At 64.6% G+C, this 16,335-nt stretch carries 14 protein-coding genes; 7 read left to right on the top strand and 7 right to left on the bottom strand.

Going from position 1 to position 16,335, the window contains the following annotated elements; translation table 11 throughout:
* The first annotated feature begins 111 nt into the window (after window positions 1-111).
* Window positions 112-3,981, top strand: a complete 3,870-nt coding sequence (locus tag BFL43_RS24425; RefSeq protein ID WP_240498453.1) for a multifunctional oxoglutarate decarboxylase/oxoglutarate dehydrogenase thiamine pyrophosphate-binding subunit/dihydrolipoyllysine-residue succinyltransferase subunit — start codon at window positions 112-114, stop codon at window positions 3,979-3,981.
* A gap of 69 nt (window positions 3,982-4,050) precedes the next feature.
* Here BFL43_RS24425 and BFL43_RS24420 read toward each other — a convergent pair whose 3' ends face one another.
* Entirely contained in the window at window positions 4,051-4,659 is a 609-nt protein-coding gene (locus tag BFL43_RS24420; RefSeq protein ID WP_084895588.1) for a TetR/AcrR family transcriptional regulator, read from the bottom strand.
* Window positions 4,660-4,731: 72 nt separating this feature from the next.
* Between BFL43_RS24420 and BFL43_RS24415 the strand changes: the two genes are divergently transcribed.
* From BFL43_RS24415 to BFL43_RS24405, 3 genes are read left to right on the top strand one after another with little or no spacing between them, the layout of a single operon-like run.
* Window positions 4,732-6,249, top strand: a complete 1,518-nt coding sequence (locus tag BFL43_RS24415) for an NAD(P)/FAD-dependent oxidoreductase (RefSeq protein WP_084895586.1) — start codon at window positions 4,732-4,734, stop codon at window positions 6,247-6,249.
* Entirely contained in the window at window positions 6,246-7,106 is an 861-nt protein-coding gene (locus BFL43_RS24410; RefSeq protein WP_084895584.1) for an SDR family NAD(P)-dependent oxidoreductase, read from the top strand. Before BFL43_RS24415 ends, BFL43_RS24410 begins: the two co-directional genes overlap by 4 nt.
* The gene (locus tag BFL43_RS24405) at window positions 7,103-8,038 is read left to right on the top strand and encodes an alpha/beta hydrolase (RefSeq protein ID WP_084895582.1); all 936 of its coding nucleotides are present in this window, start codon (window positions 7,103-7,105) and stop codon (window positions 8,036-8,038) included. Before BFL43_RS24410 ends, BFL43_RS24405 begins: the two co-directional genes overlap by 4 nt.
* On the opposite strand, the gene BFL43_RS24400 is transcribed toward BFL43_RS24405, so the two are convergent.
* The 3 genes from BFL43_RS24400 to BFL43_RS24390 form a co-directional block, all read right to left on the bottom strand.
* Complete coding sequence (locus BFL43_RS24400) at window positions 8,018-8,893, bottom strand: glycine betaine ABC transporter substrate-binding protein (protein WP_143695522.1); 876 nt, start codon at window positions 8,891-8,893, stop codon at window positions 8,018-8,020. The genes BFL43_RS24405 and BFL43_RS24400 overlap by 21 nt on opposite strands.
* Window positions 8,890-10,083: an NADP-dependent malic enzyme gene (locus tag BFL43_RS24395; RefSeq protein ID WP_084895580.1), complete on the bottom strand. Its 1,194-nt coding sequence runs from the start codon at window positions 10,081-10,083 to the stop codon at window positions 8,890-8,892. Before BFL43_RS24395 ends, BFL43_RS24400 begins: the two co-directional genes overlap by 4 nt.
* Window positions 10,084-10,182: 99 nt before the next feature.
* A complete protein-coding gene (locus BFL43_RS24390) occupies window positions 10,183-10,803 on the bottom strand; it encodes a MarC family protein (protein ID WP_084835137.1) in 621 nt (206 codons plus the stop codon).
* 109 nt (window positions 10,804-10,912) lie between these two features.
* Here BFL43_RS24390 and corA point away from each other — a divergent pair, with 109 nt between their 5' ends.
* A complete protein-coding gene (corA, locus tag BFL43_RS24385) occupies window positions 10,913-11,983 on the top strand; it encodes a magnesium/cobalt transporter CorA (RefSeq protein ID WP_084895752.1) in 1,071 nt (356 codons plus the stop codon).
* On the opposite strand, the gene BFL43_RS24380 is transcribed toward corA, so the two are convergent.
* The gene (locus BFL43_RS24380; RefSeq protein ID WP_084895750.1) at window positions 11,980-12,591 is read right to left on the bottom strand and encodes a suppressor of fused domain protein; all 612 of its coding nucleotides are present in this window, start codon (window positions 12,589-12,591) and stop codon (window positions 11,980-11,982) included. The two genes, corA and BFL43_RS24380, sit on opposite strands and share 4 nt — an antisense overlap.
* Window positions 12,592-12,664: 73 nt before the next feature.
* Here BFL43_RS24380 and BFL43_RS24375 point away from each other — a divergent pair, with 73 nt between their 5' ends.
* Together BFL43_RS24375 and BFL43_RS24370 are read left to right on the top strand one after the other, a co-directional pair.
* Window positions 12,665-13,399 carry a metallophosphoesterase gene (locus BFL43_RS24375; protein WP_084895578.1) on the top strand — a complete coding sequence of 245 codons (735 nt, stop codon included), beginning with the start codon at window positions 12,665-12,667 and terminating at the stop codon, window positions 13,397-13,399.
* Window positions 13,389-14,252 carry a chromosome partitioning protein ParB gene (locus tag BFL43_RS24370; RefSeq protein WP_084895575.1) on the top strand — a complete coding sequence of 288 codons (864 nt, stop codon included), beginning with the start codon at window positions 13,389-13,391 and terminating at the stop codon, window positions 14,250-14,252. The genes BFL43_RS24375 and BFL43_RS24370 overlap by 11 nt, the downstream gene beginning before the upstream one ends.
* A 73-nt stretch (window positions 14,253-14,325) precedes the next feature.
* Here the strand turns inward: BFL43_RS24370 and ugpC are convergent, their stop codons facing one another.
* Together ugpC and BFL43_RS24360 are read right to left on the bottom strand one after the other, a co-directional pair.
* Window positions 14,326-15,498, bottom strand: coding sequence for a sn-glycerol-3-phosphate ABC transporter ATP-binding protein UgpC (gene ugpC, locus BFL43_RS24365; RefSeq protein ID WP_084895573.1), 1,173 nt, complete (start codon window positions 15,496-15,498; stop codon window positions 14,326-14,328).
* A 3-nt stretch (window positions 15,499-15,501) separates the two neighbouring features.
* Window positions 15,502-16,332, bottom strand: coding sequence for a carbohydrate ABC transporter permease (locus tag BFL43_RS24360; RefSeq protein ID WP_084835141.1), 831 nt, complete (start codon window positions 16,330-16,332; stop codon window positions 15,502-15,504).
* Window positions 16,333-16,335: the final 3 nt, after the last annotated feature.

Here is a 16,335-nt window from a genome sequence, read left to right as displayed (position 1 = left end):
GCATAGCCCCGCCGACGCATGGGGACTAACCTTGACACCCGGAGACTTCGCAAAAAGCGTCAGGTCGGCTTGGCAGCCAGACCAGTAAAGGAATTGAGGCGAGATACTGCCGTGAGCAGCAGTTCGATTTCAGACTTCGGGCAGAACGAGTGGCTGGTTGAGGAAATGTACCAGCGCTTCCAAAAAGATCCGAGCTCGGTGGATCCGAGTTGGCATGACTTCCTCAAGAACTACGCCTCGGAAGGTAACGGCTCCGGGGACAGCAGCCCCGGAGCCACCGGCTCGGGGAGCAAGACCGCCGGCGATGGTGGGTCCGCAGGGAAGAGCGAGAAGAAGTCCGGCACCGACTCGTCCGGCAATGGTGCATCGGCGCCGAAACCGGCCGTGGACGCAACCCCGGCGAGCAAGGCCGCCGCCGGGCAATCGGACACCAGCCGGGACGCATCGGCGCAGACCACGGCCCAGACCACGCCTGCACCCGAGAAGCAGAGCCCGCCGAACGACGCCGCCAAGGCCGCGCCCAAGAAGACCGTGCGCCCGACGACCGACGCCCCGCGTAAAGACGCGAAGAAGTCGGCGCCTGCGAAGGCGGCTCCGGCCGAGACCACCGACGAGGCCACGAACAAGGTGCTGCGCGGCCCCGCCGCCGCGATCGCCAAGAACATGGCGGCCTCGCTGCAGATCCCTACCGCGACCAGTGTGCGTGCGGTGCCCGCGAAGCTGATGATCGACAACCGGGTGGTCATCAACAACCACCTCGCCCGCACCCGCGGTGGCAAGATCTCGTTCACACACATCCTCGGGTTCGCGATCGTCCAGGCGATCAAGTCGTTCCCCGGCATGAACCGGCACTTCGCGGAAGTCGACGGCAAGCCGAACGTCGTCCAGCCGGCCCACACAAACCTCGGACTCGCGATCGACCTGCCCGGCAAGGACGGGTCCCGCACCCTCGTCGTCGCGGCGATCAAGCGCACCGAGACCATGAACTTCGCGCAGTTCCACGCGGCCTACGAGGACATCGTCCGGCGGGCGCGTGAGGGCAAGCTCACCGGCGACGACTTCGCGGGCGTGACCATCTCGCTCACCAACCCCGGCACCATCGGGACAGTCCACTCGGTACCGCGCCTGATGAAGGGGCAGGGCACCATCGTCGGCGCCGGTGCGATGGAGTACCCGGCCGAGTTCCAGGGCGCCTCCGAAGAGCAGATCGCCGCGCTCGCCGTCGGCAAGCTGATGACGCTCACCTCGACCTACGATCACCGCATCATCCAGGGCGCCGAGTCCGGCGACTTCCTGCGCACCATTCACCAGCTCTTGCTGTCGGATGAGTTCTTCGACGAGATCTTCACCACCCTGCACATCCCGTACGAGCCGATCCGCTGGCGTCGCGACATCCCCGAAGGTGCCGTCGACAAGAACGCGCGCGTTCTGGAACTGATTGCGGCATACCGCAATCGAGGTCATCTGATGGCGGACATCGATCCGCTGATGATCGATTCCGACGCCCGCTCGGCGCACCCCGATCTCGACGTGCTCACCTACGACCTGACGCTGTGGGATCTCGATCGCAGTTTCAACGTCGGTGGTTTCCACGGCGAGAACAAGATGAAGTTGCGCGATGTCCTGTCGATCCTGCGCGACTCCTACTGCCGGCACGTGGGTGTCGAGTACACCCACATCCTCGAGCCCGAGCAACAGCAGTGGCTGCAGGAACGCGTCGAGATCAAGCACGTCAAGCCACCGGTGGCCGAGCAGAAGTACATCCTGTCCAAGCTCAATGCCGCCGAGGCCTTCGAGACGTTCTTGCAGACCAAATACGTCGGTCAGAAGCGCTTCTCGCTCGAAGGTGCCGAAGCCGTCATCCCGATGATGGACGGCGTCATCGATCAGTGCGCCGAGTACGGCCTCGACGAAGTCGTCGTCGGGATGCCGCACCGCGGACGCCTCAACGTGCTGGCGAACATCGTCGGCAAGCCGTACTCGAAGATCTTCACCGAGTTCGAGGGCAACCTGAACCCGTCGCAGGCGCACGGATCCGGCGACGTGAAGTACCACCTCGGAGCCGAGGGCAAGTACTACCAGATGTTCGGGGACAACGAGATCAACGTCTCTCTGACCGCGAACCCGTCTCATCTCGAGGCGGTCGACCCCGTCCTCGAAGGACTGGTGCGCGCCAAGCAGGATCTGCGCGACCTAGGTGACGGCGCCTTCACGGTGCTGCCGCTGATGCTGCACGGCGACGCCGCGTTCGCAGGCCAGGGCGTGGTTGCCGAAACCCTCAACCTCGCCATGCTGCGTGGTTACCGGACCGGCGGCACAGTCCACATCGTCGTCAACAACCAGGTCGGCTTCACCACCGCACCCGAGGCGTCCCGCTCGTCCGAGTACTGCACCGATGTGGCGAAGATGATCGGCGCGCCGATCTTCCACGTCAACGGCGACGACCCCGAGGCCTGCGTCTGGGCCGCGAAATTGGCCGTCGACTATCGGCAGAAGTTCAACAAGGACGTCGTCATCGACCTCGTCTGCTACCGCCGTCGCGGACACAACGAGGGCGACGACCCCTCGATGACGCAGCCGGCGATGTACGACGTGATCGACACCAAGCGCAGCGTCCGCAAGAGCTACACCGAAGCCCTGATCGGTCGTGGTGACATCTCGACCAAGGAGGCCGAGGACGCCCTCCGCGACTACCAGGGTCAGCTCGAACGAGTCTTCAACGAGGTCCGCGAGCTGGAGAAGTATCAGGCCGCCCCGAGCCCGTCGGTCGAGTCCGATCAGGTTCTCCCGGTCAAGCTGGAGACCAAGATCTCGAAGGAGACGATGGAGCGGATCGGCGACGCGTTCGTCAACGTCCCCGATGGCTTCACCGTCCACCAGCGGGTCAAGCCGGTGCTCAAGAAGCGCTACGAGATGTCGCGAAACGGCAACGTGGACTGGGCATTCGGCGAGCTGCTGGCCTTTGGGTCACTCGTCGAAGAGGGCCGGACCGTGCGCCTGTCCGGCCAGGACTCGCGCCGCGGCACGTTCACCCAGCGCCATTCGGTGCTCATCGACCGCGAGAACGGCGACGAGTACACCCCGCTGCGAACCGTCGCGGAGACCAACCCGGAGAACCCCGGCCGGTTCCTCGCGTACGACTCGGCGCTGAGCGAGTACGCCGTCGTCGGGTTCGAATACGGCTACTCCGTCGGCGACCCCGACGCTCTCGTGCTGTGGGAAGCCCAGTTCGGTGACTTCGTCAACGGCGCGCAGTCGATCATCGACGAGTTCATCTCGTCGGGTGAGGCCAAGTGGGGCCAGACCTCCGACGTGGTGCTGCTGCTCCCCCACGGCCATGAAGGTCAGGGTCCCGACCACACCTCAGGACGCATCGAACGATTCCTGCTGCTGTGCGCCGAGGGTTCGATGACCGTCGCGCTGCCGTCGACACCGGCGAGCTACTTCCACCTGCTGCGTCGTCACGTCCTCGACGGGATCAGCCGTCCGCTCGTGGTCTTCACACCGAAGTCCATGCTGCGTAACAAGGCTGCGGTGTCCCCGGTCTCGGAGTTCACCGAGGGCAAGTTCAAGTCCGTCATCGACGACCCCGCATTCGATTCCGGCGGCGACCGCGAGAAGGTGCGCCGCGTCCTGCTCGTGTCCGGCAAGTTGTACTACGAGCTGGCTGCGCGCAAGGAGAAGGACAAGCGCGATGACGTCGCGATCGTCCGGGTCGAGCAGCTCTATCCGGTGCCTCACAAGCGGCTTCGCAACGCACTCGGGCAGTACACGAACATGGAAGAGATCTTCTGGGTTCAGGAAGAGCCGGCGAACCAGGGGGCGTGGCCCTTCTTCGGGCTGAACCTCCCGGAAATGTTGCCGGAGTTCTTCCAGGGTCTGCGCCGGGTGTCGCGTCGTGCGATGTCCGCACCGTCGTCCGGCTCCTCGAAGGTCCACGCCGTCGAGCAGCAGGAGATCATCGACACCGCGTTCGGCTGATCCCCCAAACCCCGATAATGGTGGGTTTTGGCGAGCGTTTCCGCAGGTCACGCTCACCAGAACCCACCATTATTGGTTGTTCGGGTCGGCAGCCAGGGTCGCCAGCAGTGGCAGCGACCGGGCGATCAGTTCGACGATCTCGTCGCGACTGACGCCGGCCTCGTCCTGCAGCCAACGGACGGTGACCTGCTCGCTGAACGTCACCCAACCGTGCACCGCCAGTTCGATCAGCGGCGTGCGATGCAGCTCGAGCAGGGCAGCGAGTCCCAGGACCCGTTCGGCCATCACGGTCCGGGTGTCGTCGGCGACCTTGCGCATCGCGGGGTCCGACGCCCCGGTCCCCTGCAGGATCGCGAGGTACGCGGACCGGTTCGCCGAGACGTAGTCGATGTAGGCCGTCAGAGACCCCCGCGCAATGGCGATCGGGTCCTGGACGTTCAGATCGGGTTCGGTGCGTTCGAGCATCCGCCGGCTCTGCTCGGTGGTCAGTGCCACCAGAAAGTCCTGTTTGGACTCGAAATAGTGGAACAGCAGCGCCCGCGACACCCCCGCCGCCTCGGCCACCTCTTCCACCGACACCTGATCCAGCGCGCGGTCGTCGAGCATCCGCAGGCCTTCGCTGATCAGCTGATCCCGACGGGCCTGCGGGCTCATCCTGGTGCGCCTCGCTGTGGTCACAAACGATGACCATACTGACTTTGTGTCAATAGCGCTATTGACAAGCCGTCAATAGCCGGTATGTTCTTACCCATGAACGTTGTAAAGATCGCCATCATCGGCGCGGGCTTCTCCGGACTGGGCGCAGCCATCAAGCTGCAGCAAAACGGCTTCGACGACTTCGTGATCCTCGATCGCGGGAGCGACTTCGGCGGAACCTGGCGCGACAACACCTACCCCGGCGCGGCCTGCGATGTCCCTTCGCACCTGTACTCGTACTCGTTCGCCCTGAACCCGTCGTGGAGCCGCTCGTTCTCGCAGCAGCCGGAGATCCACCGTTACATCAACCACGTCGCCGACAAATACGACCTGGGGTCGAAGACGAAGTGGAACACCGAGGTCACCAACACCGCTTGGGACGAGGACTCCGGACAGTGGATCATCGACACGTCCAACGGTCAGTTCCGCGCAGACTTCATGGTCGCCGGCGTCGGCCCGCTCTGTGAACCGAAGCTGCCCGACGTCAAGGGTATCGAGGGCTTCACCGGCGAGATCTTCCATTCCGCCCGCTGGAACTCCGACTACGACCTGAAAGGCAAGCGGGTCGCCGTGATCGGCACCGGCGCCTCGGCCGTTCAGATCATTCCCGAACTCGCCAAGACCGTGGGACAGCTCGACGTCTACCAACGGACCGCACCTTGGATCCTGCCGCGTGCGGACCGGCCGTACTCGTCCGGTGAGAACTGGGCGTTCAAGAACATCCCCGGATACCAGCGAGCAACCCGCGCGACCATCTACGCGGCACACGAACTCGTCTCCTTCGGCCTCACCCATGCCCCGAACATGCTCGCCGCAGGCAAGATCGCCGGCAGACGGAACATCGCCCGCGGAATCTCGGACAAGAAGCTCCGCGCCGCCGTCACCCCGAACTGGAAGGTCGGCTGCAAGCGGATTCTTCTGTCCAACACGTACTATCCCGCGCTGAACCAGGACAACGTCGAACTGGTCACCGACCCCATCAGAGAGGTCACCGCGACCGGGATCGTCACCGCCGACGGCGTCGCCCGCGAGGTCGACGCGATCGTGGTGGCCACCGGATTCCACGTCACCGACTCCCCCGTGTTCGAGCACATCATCGGCAAGGACGGCCGCAGCCTCGCCGAGGTCTGGGAGAGCACCGGGATGCAGGCGTACAAGGGCACCACCGTCAACGGGTTCCCCAACATGTTCCTGATGGTCGGACCGTCGACCGGCCTCGGTCACACCTCGATGGTCTACATGATCGAGTCGCAGCTGAACTATCTCGTCGACTACTTCAAATTGCAGCGGCAGTACGACATCGCGCGGGTCGAGGTCCGCCCCGACGTCCAGCGCGACTACAACGTCGGTATCCAGGACAACCTGAAGTCCAGCGTGTGGGAGACCGGCGGCTGCGCCAGCTGGTACAAGGACGCCTTCGGCAACATCACCACCTTGTGGCCCGGATTCACCTTCAACTACCGGCGCATCACCCGTAAGTTCGACCTTGCCGCCTATGACACGGCCAGTGCGCGGTCTCTGAACCCCACGGCCGGCACGATCCCCGCAGCGAAAGAAACGGTGACCTCATGAAAGATTTCAAAGGCAAGGTAGCAGTGGTGACCGGAGCCGGATCGGGCATGGGCCGCGACCTCGCGCTCCAGCTCGCAGGCAAGGGCGCTCTCGTCGCAATCAGCGACGTGAACCCCGCAGGTCTGGAAGAGACCGAGCGTCTTCTCAAAGCCCAGGGTGCGCAGGTTCATGCGCAGCTTCTCAATGTGGCCGAACGCGAGGCGGTCCTCGAGTATGCGGACACCGTCGCCGAACATTTCGGCAAGGTCAACCTGGTGATCAACAACGCCGGAATCGCCCACCACGGCGAGGTCGAGATCACCGAGTTCAAGCAGTACGAACGCGTCATGGACATCGACTACTGGGGCGTCGTCAACGGCACCAAGGCGTTCCTGCCGTACCTCATCGCCTCGGGCGACGGCCACGTGGTGAACACCTCGTCGTTGTTCGGAATCCTGGCCATGCCCGGCCAAAGTGCCTATAACGCGGCAAAGTTCGCGGTGCGGGGTTTCACCGAGTCGCTGTACCAGGAGATGAAGATCGCCGGCCATCCCGTCCAGGTGACGTGTGTGCATCCCGGTGGCATCAAGACCGCGATCGCCCGCAACGCAACCGTCTCCGATGGCCACGATCAGCGAACCACCGCAGAACTCTTCGACAAGAAGCTGGCCCGCACGACGTCGGCACGCGCCGCCGAGATCATCATCTCGGCCATCGAGAAGAATCGCCCCCGAGTCCTCGTCGGTGCGGACGCGAAGGTCATCGATCTGCTGGTCCGCGCAGGCGGGTCGATGTACGAGGTCGTCATCGCCAAGTTCGCCGGGCGCCTCGCCCCGAAACCGGAGACCGTCATCCAGCATCCGTCGGAGCTCCTGTGAGAGCACCCCGACTGGCACTGTCCATCCCGGTCAGTGAGGTGCTATTCAAACCGTTGTTCCGGCTGTCGCTGAACGCCCGGTTGTCCCCGTCGATCCAGCGAAAGCTGCTCGACGCGAGCGCCTTCGCAATTCCTGCGCTCCCCGATCAGGTGATCCGTCAGATCACCCTCGCGGGAAGGGCGACCGAGAGGATCACGGTCGGTCCCACCCACCACGGCCGCGCGATCCTGTATCTGCATGGTGGCGCTTACACCGTCGGTTCGGCGCGGTCTCATCGCGGGCTGACCACCACCCTGGCGCGGGCCGCCCAAGCGGAGGTCTACGTTCTCGATTACCGACTGGCACCGGAACATCCGTGTCCGGCCGCGGTCAACGATGCCGTCGCAGCCTTCCGCGACCTGATGAGCCGCGGATATGCCCCGGAATCCATCGCCATCGCGGGAGACTCTGCCGGTGGTGGGCTCTCGGTCGCCACCGCCAGGGTTCTGATCGACGAGCACGAGATCACCCCGGCTGCTCTCGGACTGATCTCCCCCTGGGTCGACCCCGCCGTCAGGCAGTCCGACGACGACACCGGCAGTGGGGCCACCGACATCGTGGTCAACGGCGCGTGGTCCAGCCAGGCCGCGGACATGTACCTGGGCGACGGCGATCCCGACGATCCGCGGTATGCACCCGGCCGGGGAGATCTCACAGGACTCCCGCCGACCCTGGTCCAGATCGGCCGGCCCGAGATCCTGTTCGATCAGGTCACCGAGTTCGCGGGTAAGCTGCGGGCCGCCGGTGTCGAGTCGACGCTCAGCGACCTCGGCCGACTGTGGCACGTCGGACATGTGGCCGCGCCACTCATGCCGGCGGCGAATGCGGCCGTCGAGGAACTGGGCGACTTCTTGAGTGCTCACCTCCGTACGTCAGAGGCTGTGCTCACCTAACCAGCGCTGCGCGACCGTGGAGATCTCTGCACCACCGTCGACCTCACGAGACATCGTGGTGAGGTCGGCGGTGGTCAGTTCTCCGGCCACCTTGTTCATCGCCTGAAACAACCCCCGGCTCAGGGATGCGGTCCGGAAGACGGGCACCAGGTCTTCAGCGCGCAGCACGTCGCCCGTGTCGGCCAGCCCTTGCAGACCCGAATCATCTGCGACCACCGGAAGCGGTGGGAACAGGCCGGCGGCCCTGCCTGCCGCGACCTCGGCAACTGCCGCCTGCGGGTCCAGCTGTTGCGGCGGCGCGAACGCGCAACCCGCCGCACTCAACGCCGCCGCGATCTCCGGGGTCGGTTCGTCGATCGTCACCAGCGGCAGGCCTGCGGGCAGGCGTGCACACTCGGCGAGTTCATCTACGCCGGCAGAGGTCGCGAGCGACTCGGCGACGAACACCAGCGGCTTGTTGGCCACGCTGGTCACATCACCCGCCGAAACACCCTGCGGCAAAGCCTTGTTGAGTTGGGCGTAGACGTCTTCCGCCGACAGCGCGGTAGTACCCGGATCGAGTTGCCCGAGCAGTTCGCCAGACCAGGCGGGCATCAGATCGAGCGAGCGGTCGTCGAGTTTGCCCAGCAACTCCGCATCAGTTCCCACCGGATGTTCATCTGACACCTGCGCCCCTGCGCCTCGCAGCGCGCCGGCGTAGATGGCAGCGGCGACCCGGCTGGGGGTGTCAGCAGTCGAACCGGTCACCAACGCCTGCGGGGTCGGCCCCGGCTCGGCGCACCCCGCCACCAGCAAGGCAGCTACCAGCGCCAACGCGGGCAGTACGCCGCGCCGACCAAGCGATACCGCAATCACCCCTGGCCGGCCACCCGTGCGACCGCGGCGGCGACTGCCGGCGCGACCCGGGGGTCGAGCGGGCTGGGCACGATCATGTCCGCCGCGAGATCGTCCCCGAGGACCTCGACGATCGCGTCTGCGGCCGCGAGTTTCATCTCCTCGGTGATCCGGCGGGCTCCGGCATCCAGCGCACCCCGGAACACCCCGGGGAATGCCAGCACATTGTTGATCTGGTTCGGGAAGTCGCTACGACCGGTCGCGACGATCGCCGCGTACTTGGCGGCGACATCCGGATGAACTTCGGGATCCGGATTGGAGAGCGCGAAGATGATGGCGCCCGAGTTCATCGTCGCCAACGCCTCTTCCGGGACCTTGCCGGCACTGACGCCGACGAACACGTCAGCTCCGACGAGCGCGTCGGACAGCGATCCCGTGCGGCCGTCGGGATTGGTACGGCCCGCGACCTCCTCCTTAACGCTGTTGAGGTTTTCGCGTCCGGCGTGGACGATGCCTTTGCTGTCGATGACGGTCACGTCAGAGATGCCGTCGGCCAGCAGGATGTTCGTGCAGGCCACTCCCGCGGCGCCGCAACCGGAGATCACGACCTTGAGCTCACCGCGCTGACGCTTCTGAAGCTTGCTGGCGGCCTTGAGCGCTGCCAACAGCACGATCGCGGTGCCGTGCTGATCGTCGTGCATCACCGGGCAGTCGAGCGCTTCGATGATCCGCTTCTCGATCTCGAAACACCGCGGCGCCGAGATGTCCTCGAGGTTCACCGCCCCGAAGGAATGTCGGAGACGCACAAGAGTTTCGACGATTTCGTCGGGATCGTTCGTGCTCAGCACGAGTGGAATCGAATCGAGACCGGCGAAGTTCTTGAACAGCGCCGACTTGCCCTCCATCACCGGAAGCGAAGCACTCGGTCCGATGTCGCCGAGTCCGAGCACCGCGCTGCCATCGCTGACGACGACGACCAGGCGGCTCGTCCAGGTGTAGCGGCGCGCCAGTTCGGGCTGTTCGGCGATGGCGCGCGAGACCTCTGCAACTCCTGGGGTGTACGCGATCGAAAGAGCGCGTTTGGTGTCGAGAGGGGCGGTGATGCCCACCGACAACTTTCCACCCTCATGTCCGGTGAAGATCTCCTCACGGGTGATCGCCCTGGCATCTGCTTCGGGTACGGGCGTTTGAACGCCGCTCACGTCAGTCACGGCGATTACGCTACTTCAACTCGAAAAGCTCTCAGGGCATTACCTGCCGATCGTGAGGAAACCGCGACCCTGGGTCATCGCGACCTGTTTGATCGACGCTCAACCTGCGGCGATGAACCCCTTGATCGAGTCCGCGATCAGCTGCACGGCGATCGCTGCGAGCAGCAGGCCGGCGATCTTGGCCATCAGGGTGATCCCGCCGATACCGAGGATCTTGATCAGGACCGTCGAGAAGCGCAGTACCAGCACCAAGATGATGTGGATGCTGACGATCGCGGCACCGATCGCCAGGTATGCACTGGTGGCCCCGTCCGCCTGACCCACGTTGACGATGACGGCAGCGATCGCACCCGGGCCCGCGAGGAGCGGCGTCCCGAGCGGCACGAGCGCGACGTTGACGTCATCGGAGACCGACTGTGGATTGCCCGCGTTTCCGAGCCCGGTGAGCAACTGCAATGCCACCAGCAGGAGCAGCAGGCCTCCGGCACCCTGCAAGGCCGGGATCCCGATGTGCAGGTAGTTGAGGATGGCGTTACCGGCGATCGCGAAGACAGTGATGACCAGAAAGCTCACCGCAGGTGCCTGCCAGGCGGCCCGGTTGCGCACAGCGGGCGGCCGATGGCCGACCAGGGACAGGAAGAGTGGCACCTGACCAGGCGGGTCCATGATCACCGCGAGCGTGATCAGCATCGTGAGATAGAGCGTGGTGTCGAACCCCATGGGGTTCAGTCTTTCATCACTCCCCGTTGGCGGTGGCGCCGACGATCCGGGCGTAGCATCCCCTGTGGATCGAGCACCCGGCCGACCGTTCTCGCACAAGGAGGCTGCCATGCCCTCGCGGCCACATCTTCGCAGCAGCTCGGCGAGCCCGAAACCGACTGCCCGAGTGCCGGTTCCGGCATCACGGGCCGTGGTCGACTGCGCCGTCTACGTCGAGGGCAGACGGCTGCCCGGTTTGCGTACTTTCTCCCACGCGCTCTCCGAGGTCCGGACGTCGGGCACCGGGTATGTCTGGGTCGGTCTGCTCTCGCCGGACAACCGTCAGATGGAGGGCGTCGCAGAGGCTTTCGGTCTTCACGAACTCGTTGTCGAGGATGCGGTGCAGGCCCATCAGCGCCCCAAACTCGAACAGTACGACGACATTCTGTTCCTGGTGCTCAAGACCGTGAAATATCTTGAGCACGAGACGCTTCAGGTGGCCAACGAGGTCGTCGAGACGGGCGAGATCATGGTGATGTGCGGACCTGATTTCGTGATCACGGTCCGCCATGGCGACCACACCGGTCTGGCAGGTGTCCGCAAGCATCTGGAAGCGCGTCCCGAGCAACTCGCCCTCGGGCCCAGTTCGGTGATGCATGCCGTCGCCGACCACGTTGTCGACACCTACGTCGAGGTCACCTCCAGCATCGAACACGACGTCGACGCCGTCGAAGAAAACATCTTCTCGCCGGGGCGGCGCATCGAGATCGAACCGGTATACCTGCTCAAGCGCGAGGTGATGGAACTTCGCCGCGCGGTTGACCCGCTCGACCTCGCACTGCGCAGGATGACCTCGTCGGACAACAAACTCGTCCCGAAGGAGGTTCGCCGCTACTTCCGAGACGTGCAGGACCACCACAGCAGCGTCAACGAACGCATCGCCACCTACGACGAGGTGCTGACCTCGCTGATCGACGCCGCGCTGGCCAAGGTCGGCATCCAGCAGAACACCGACATGCGCAAGATCTCCGCGTGGGTCGCGATCGCGTCCGTTCCCACGATGGTTGCCGGGATCTACGGGATGAACTTCGAGAACATCCCGGAACTGCAGTGGAAATACGGGTACTACGCAGTGCTGTTGATCCTCGTCACGGTCTGCGTCCTACTGTGGCGGACCTTTCGGAAGAATCACTGGCTCTAACCGATGGTTGCGCCCGCCCGGATCGGATCGCGAACGTCGATGCCCGCCTCGACCCAGGCAGCGCGAAGAGCCTCGACGCCCTTCAGCCGAATCCACGCGGCCTCGTTTGCGGTCACCGGGATGGCCCGGAAGAAGTTCACGTCTTCGCGATCGCCGGACAGCACACACGGCGGGATCGGGTCGGCCTCCACCACGACAGCGCTACACCTCGACCCCTCCCACAGCGGTTCTCCGAGGTCGATCAAGGCGTCGGCGGTCAGCACCAGCCCCTCGACGGCAGGAGCCGCCGCGAGCATGGCAACCGAGCGATGCAGTCCGGGCAAGGGCGCCGACGCATACATCCGGACGACGATCTCTCCCCTGGGCCCGGCGTTCGGATCGACCACGATCTGATCGGGCTCGCCCATGGGATGCCGACTACAGCCGAGCGAGACGTACTCGACCTCCTGAGCAGGACCCGTGGGGTCTGAGCCGCCGGTAAATCGCAGCACGTCAATGGATTCCAGACCCAGAAAGGTCACCGACGCCCGCTGGGGTTCGATGCCCTCGAAAGCTCTCTTCAGGTGCGCCGTCACCTGGTCGATCACCGACGATTCTGACTCACTCATCGCCACCCCAGTAAAACACCACCATCTCGCGGAGACGGGCCCTGGGCTGCACTCGCACGCTAGGGTCGATGGGATGGTGCGCGTGCTCTCGGTATCGGACGAAGTCGTCGACAGCCTCAATCACGGGGCGGCCGACGAGCTCGCCCCTGATCTGATCATCGGCGCAGGCGATCTGCCCTTCGACTACCTCGAGAAACTCATGGCGCGGTTCGGGGTGCCATGCGTCTTCGTCCCCGGAAACCACGATCGTGACCTCACCGGCTACAAGCGCACCCGCAGCGGGTGGACGCAGGCGGGACTTCCGGTGAAGTACCCGGGCCCAGAGGGGGCGGTCAACGCTGACGGCCGCATCGTCACCGTGGCCGGCGTGCGGGTTGCCGGGCTCGGCGGGTGTATCAGATACAACGAGGGGCCGAATCAGTATCGCGAGGCGGCTCAGCGGCAGCGGGCGAATCGGCTTGCGCTCCGTCGCTTCCGCCATCGGGTGATGCCAGGACAGGGAGCGGTGGACATCCTGCTCACCCACAGTCCCGCTCGCGGCATCGGTGACGCCGAGGACGGGCCCCACCGCGGCTTCAAGTGCTACCTGCCACTGGTCTATCGTCTTCGCCCACAATTGTTGCTACACGGGCACATTCATCCGCATGGGCAGACGCCGATGGATCACACCATCCTGCTGAAGAAACAGATCCCGGGGCAGACCGTGCGACGCAGCACCATCTCGATGAACACCGTCGGTTACTGCCTGTTCGACATCGAGCCGGGTGGATCCGGGGTCGAGGTGCACCGGAGACGCCATGGCGCGTGACACGGGTTTTCCCGGCGCAGACGCCGAGAACGACTTCAGCAGGCAGCGCCGACGTGCTGAACTGGCCCGGCTCTCTGCGTGGCTGACACGGCAGCCCGCCGACGTCAACACGATACTGCCCTTCGACGAAGTGGTTGCGGCCCTGGGGAAGACCGGCGAAACCTTCCTCGGTCTCGTGGTCGTCGACGTCTCCTCGATCGTCGGTAGCGTCGACCGCACCCGCGACTTCGACCGCTACTTCCGGCCGACATCGGCCCGGATCAGGGAACGCTGGCAGCGCCTGGCCACCGCACAACGGCGCGGCGAATCCGTCCCGCCGGTACAGCTGTACCGGATCGGGACGATGCACTTCGTGATCGATGGCCATCACCGGGTATCCATCGCCATCGCCCGTCGGTTCAGCAAGATCGACGCCTACGTCACCGAGATCCACACCCGCATCTCACCGGAAGGGATCAACGCGCGTTCCGACCTGATCATGAAGGATCACCGACGCCTGTTCGCCTCTCGGGTTCCACTGGAAGGCAAACAGCGCGAGGCGATCTGGTTCGACGATCCTTTCGACTACGCCGAACTCGCGGAGAACGTCGAAGCCTGGGGCTTCCGACTCGGCCAGGAGACCGGCACGTTCATGGGTCGGGCGGAGGTGGCACGCCGCTGGTTCGGGGAGGAGTTCCTGCCCGTGGTGCGCATGGCACGACGAGCGGACATCCTGCCGGAGATCACCAGCGACGCAGAGCTCTACATCTGGCTGGCGTGCGAGCGCTACCGCATGGTGCGCAGGCACATCTGGGATGAGGACATCATCGACGAACTCCGCATTCGGTCACGGCGCCGCGGCAAGCTCCCCTGAATCGACTGCGCCGACCGGACCCTACCGTCCGTTGACCGAGCCCTACCGGTCAACGGACGGTGACGGGGTTTGCTCAGAGGCTCAGGTTGGCACCACTCTGCTGATCGAAGACCGAGACCTTCGAGGTGTCGTAGTACAGTTCGGCATTCTGGCCCTTGGACACCGTCGACTCAGGGGACAACCGGGCGATCAGCTGTCCGCTGCCCATCGGCTGGCCGGCGTCCGCGGCGATGTCGGCGAGCGCCTGTGCGGACGCATCGCCACCTTCGACCGAGAAGTACGCGTAGTTGTCCGATCCCATCGACTCGAGCACGCTGACCTTCGCCGTGAAGGTCGAGCCCCGCGACTTCGTCAATGTCTCGACGAGACTCGCATCTTCGAAATGTTCGGGGCGGATGCCGATCAGCACTTCGCCGCTGCTGCGCACCGACTTGGCGTTCTCGATCACCCGGCCCATGTCGGCCGGCGTGACCTCACCAAGCGCGGTCTCTATCCCGTTCTGGGTCAACCGTCCCGGCAGGAAGTTCATGGCAGGCGATCCGATGAAACCGGCGACGAACAGGTTCGACGGCTTGTTGTACAGCTCGGCCGGTGAACCGATCTGCTGCACGAGCCCCGACCGCAGCACCACGACCCGGTCGCCGAGCGTCATGGCCTCGGTCTGATCGTGGGTGACGTAGACGGTGGTGGTTCCCAGTCGCTGTTGCAGTTGGGCGATCTCGGTGCGGGTCTGCACACGCAGCTTCGCGTCGAGGTTCGACAGCGGCTCGTCCATCAGGAACGCCTTGGGCGAACGGACGATTGCACGGCCCATGGCGACACGCTGCCGTTGACCACCGGACAGGTTCGCCGGCTTGCGATCGAGGTACTGGCCCAGATCGAGGATCCTGGCGGCCTCGTCGACCTTGGACGCGATCTCCTGCTTCGACATCTTCGCAAGGGTCAGCGGGAACGCGATGTTGTCGCGCACCGTCATGTGGGGATACAGCGCATACGACTGGAACACCATCGCGATGTCGCGGTCCTTCGGCGCCTTCTCGTTGACCCGCTCCCCCGCGATACGCAGTTCACCGGACGAAATGTCCTCCAGGCCCGCGATCATGTTGAGGGTCGTGGACTTTCCGCATCCGGAGGGGCCGACCAGGATGATGAACTCGCCATCGGCGATGGTGATGTCCACCTCGCTGACGGCCAGCGAACCGTCAGGGTACTTCTTGCTCACCTGGTCCAGAACGATCTCGGCCATTGGTTATCCCTTCACAGCGCCGGAGGTCAGACCGGCAACGATTCGACGTTGGAACAGCAGGACAAAGATGATGATCGGGATCGTGATGACCACGGCGGCCGCCGCGATCGAACCCGTTGGTTCCTCGAATTGGCTACTGCCGGTGAAGTTCGCGATTGCCACCGGCGCGGTGATCGATCTCTCGGTGGAGGTCAGCGAGATGGCCAGCAGCAGATCGTTCCACGCGAAGATGAAGACGAGAATCGCCGCGGTGACGATACCCGGGGCCGCGAGAGGTGCGATGACCTTGCGGAAGGCCTGCGCCGGCGTGGCCCCGTCCATCTTCGCGGCTTTCTCCAGCTCCCAGGGGATCTCCCGGAAGAACGCCGACAACGTGTAGATCGCAAGCGGCAGCGCGAACGTGATGTACGGCAGGATCAAGCCTGCCCAGGTGTCGAACAGGCCCAACCGTCGTTCGATGTTGAACAGTGGCGTCACCAAGGAGATCTGCGGGAACATCGCAATCAGCAGCGCGGCGCCCACCAGGGCTTTCTTGCCCGGAAAATCAAGGCGGGCAATGGCATAGGCAGCCATCGTGCCGAGTGCGACGGCGATCACGGTGGTGATCAACCCGATACCGATCGAGTTACGCAGAGCGGACGTGAATGCACTGGTCTCGAAGATGCTGGAGTAGTTGTCCAGGGTCCACTCTTTCGGGATGAAGCTACCGTCCTTCACGCTGCCGGGCGGCTTGAAGGACAAGCTGACGATCCACACCACCGGGATCAATGCGTAGAGCAGGACCAGCAGGTTGACGACCGACCAGCTGATCCGTTTTCCCATCAAGGTATTCATCGG

Origin of the sequence: Williamsia sp. 1135 (assembly GCF_002095395.1) — a bacterium.
Taxonomy (GTDB): domain Bacteria; phylum Actinomycetota; class Actinomycetes; order Mycobacteriales; family Mycobacteriaceae; genus Williamsia.
Note: the sequence above shows the minus strand (reverse complement) of the source record. Positions and strands in the feature narration are given on the sequence as shown.

Coding starts and splice junctions, on each gene's coding strand:
- BFL43_RS24415 (WP_084895586.1), top strand. CDS start 4,732: ATGAACGTTGTAAAGATCGCCATCATCGGCGCGGGCTTCTCCGGACTG.
- BFL43_RS24410 (WP_084895584.1), top strand. CDS start 6,246: ATGAAAGATTTCAAAGGCAAGGTAGCAGTGGTGACCGGAGCCGGATCG.
- BFL43_RS24390 (WP_084835137.1), bottom strand. CDS start 10,803: ATGGGGTTCGACACCACGCTCTATCTCACGATGCTGATCACGCTCGCG.
- corA (WP_084895752.1), top strand. CDS start 10,913: ATGCCCTCGCGGCCACATCTTCGCAGCAGCTCGGCGAGCCCGAAACCG.
- BFL43_RS24380 (WP_084895750.1), bottom strand. CDS start 12,591: ATGAGTGAGTCAGAATCGTCGGTGATCGACCAGGTGACGGCGCACCTG.
- BFL43_RS24375 (WP_084895578.1), top strand. CDS start 12,665: ATGGTGCGCGTGCTCTCGGTATCGGACGAAGTCGTCGACAGCCTCAAT.
- BFL43_RS24370 (WP_084895575.1), top strand. CDS start 13,389: ATGGCGCGTGACACGGGTTTTCCCGGCGCAGACGCCGAGAACGACTTC.
- ugpC (WP_084895573.1), bottom strand. CDS start 15,498: ATGGCCGAGATCGTTCTGGACCAGGTGAGCAAGAAGTACCCTGACGGT.
- BFL43_RS24360 (WP_084835141.1), bottom strand. CDS start 16,332: ATGAATACCTTGATGGGAAAACGGATCAGCTGGTCGGTCGTCAACCTG.